This is a genomic window from Marinobacter shengliensis, from assembly GCF_003007715.1.
In the GTDB taxonomy this organism is placed as follows: Bacteria; Pseudomonadota; Gammaproteobacteria; order Pseudomonadales; family Oleiphilaceae; genus Marinobacter; species Marinobacter shengliensis.
This window is the reverse complement of record NZ_PXNO01000013.1, coordinates 1-2,038: the sequence shown is the minus strand read 5'-3', so window position 1 is coordinate 2,038 and position 2,038 is coordinate 1. Positions and strand designations below refer to the sequence as shown.

The window sequence follows — 2,038 nt, the reverse complement described above, 5'->3', positions numbered from 1 at the left end:
AGCGTTATGAGTAAAGACGAGTCCTATGTCTAAGCTAAAAGTGATTTCAATTTCCGTCTTGCTCTTCGCGGGTTTCGCCTCAGTTCTCTCGCTAATGTTCTTCTTTGGGGATTGGGCTCGACTGCTTGCAGTTGCTGTAGTGGGGATCTTTTTGGGATTATTAGCGGCACCCTCTATTGAGCCAAAGGCTTTCAAGCATGCATGGGCCTACGAGCTTTCTTCAGGAGCAATGGCCGGAGCCTTAATTGGGCTGATTTTTGTTGGCAGCGGAGAGTCCGTTGTCGTGGGCGCGCTTATTGGGGGTGTACTGGGTTATACGGCCCCTTATTGGATTAAGCATGCTCCAATCCCGTAAAACTCATAACAAGGCGCAGCAGTACGCGGCCGATGGCCGCCGGACGCCCTTTCCATGGCTCCTTCGTCGCCATTCCAAGGTCGCCGCTGTGCTTCGGCGTTAGGCAAGAAGGGATAGAAGCATGAGGGAACCAGAGACTCCTGAAGAAACGGCTATCCAATGCTTGAAGGATGAGTGGACAAGAAAAGCTGGCAAGGTCTTCCGATCCTCAGAGTCTTTCTTTGTGCACATACCGGTGGAAGATCATTTCTTTGTACCAATCGAGCAATTGGTACCCACTATCGAATCTTTGGATTACCTTTCAGTCCTTGAGACGTACCGGCTATCAAAAGGAGATTTAAAGCGATTAAGGAGCAGCAAATGGTTGAGAGAAGAGCCCAAAACGTACATTCAGTTTGGTGAAGTTCGAGTAGAAGGGTTCCCACACTGGCAGCCAGTGGTTACCTCTTTTGATCTTGTTCCTGTCTTGGTTCAAGAGGCGAAAAATGAATGGGACAGGTGTCAGTTCATTAAAAAGGAAATCCTAAATAACCCTGCGGGTAGTGTCGCGAAGAGAAACGTTGAGCGCATTGAAGCCTTAGAAAAAGAAACCAGCAGAGCCACCGCTAATCTTGAGAAAGCGAATGATATACCGGGGTTTCTTCGGTTTCGGGAGTCTGGCCTGTTTTTATCCAAGCTGCCAATGTTGGAACGGTTCTTATAAGTAGCAGGCCTAACAAGTAGTTGCAGTACGTTCCGGCCCTGCGGGCCTCCACCGGACCGGTTTTCCGTTGCACTCCAAACCGGCCGCTGAACATTGGCGTTAGGCAAGGAGAATAAGTTGTTCTTTCGTGCTCTGAACAAGGCTTTAGAGAAGCCAGCTCCTCAGCGTTTTACTACCAGCTGGCCAGGAGCACAGGAAAACGACTTCTACTCAGTAAAGCTGGAAGATTCTGATTCAAATACACGGATATTGATCCGGAATCGCAAGACAACTGGGTATGAAGCGTTGGTTTGGAGAGGCGAGCAGTCCGGGAAGGAGAAAACTCTGACCGAAAGAGATATCGACCCGGCAACATTTGATCTAAGAATTGAGCACTATTACCAAGGATACCAGTTCAACTATACCGACCCCGGTAAATTCCTGCTGATGGAGCTTATCCGCTGGCACAAAATCGTGAAGTATCGAGATCGGGTGAGCCAGTCTTTGTACAATAAAAAGCGCTTGGTTCGTGAAGAGAGAATGGAACTGCTTAGGCACCTTGTCGAGCGCAAAATCGATAACCCACGGGATGAAATATATCCTCTTATGCTGGCAGTACAAAAATACTCGCGTAAATGGCTCTATCATCCAGATAAAGACAAGCACAAAGCACACCTTGAGCTTGTTCTTGATTCGTTTGTGGATTCCGGAGAGTTGACTAAGAATGGTACGAATTACGTCGTAACGGGCAAAGCCTTGGTTACCCTTTCGGAATTTGAGCTGAATGTTCAGCGCCACCAGGATCAGATCAAAACGGCAAAAGTAGGTAATCGCCTGACTTGGGCGATCGTTATTGTCGGTATCGCAGGGATCTTATCTCAAGCGTGGATGTGGGCTATCGAACAAGGGGTAATGTGATGCCTAACCAGTGCAGGCATGGCGACGCCCACTACATTGCGCCTTCGGCTCCATTCCGTAGGCGCGCATGCTGCAAGCGTTAT

3 protein-coding genes are annotated in these 2,038 nt (G+C 48.7%); all 3 read left to right on the top strand.

Features of this window, described 5'->3' with window-relative positions; genetic code table 11:
- Positions 1-25: 25 nt before the first annotated feature.
- The 3 genes from C7H10_RS03495 (at position 26) to C7H10_RS03485 (ending at position 1,955) form a co-directional block, all read left to right on the top strand.
- Complete coding sequence (locus C7H10_RS03495) at positions 26-355, top strand: hypothetical protein (protein WP_106693218.1); 330 nt, start codon at positions 26-28, stop codon at positions 353-355.
- A gap of 121 nt (positions 356-476) precedes the next feature.
- Positions 477-1,058 carry a hypothetical protein gene (locus C7H10_RS03490; RefSeq protein ID WP_106693776.1) on the top strand — a complete coding sequence of 194 codons (582 nt, stop codon included), beginning with the start codon at positions 477-479 and terminating at the stop codon, positions 1,056-1,058.
- A 117-nt stretch (positions 1,059-1,175) separates the two neighbouring features.
- Positions 1,176-1,955: a hypothetical protein gene (locus C7H10_RS03485; protein WP_106693775.1), complete on the top strand. Its 780-nt coding sequence runs from the start codon at positions 1,176-1,178 to the stop codon at positions 1,953-1,955.
- Positions 1,956-2,038 lie beyond the last annotated feature (83 nt).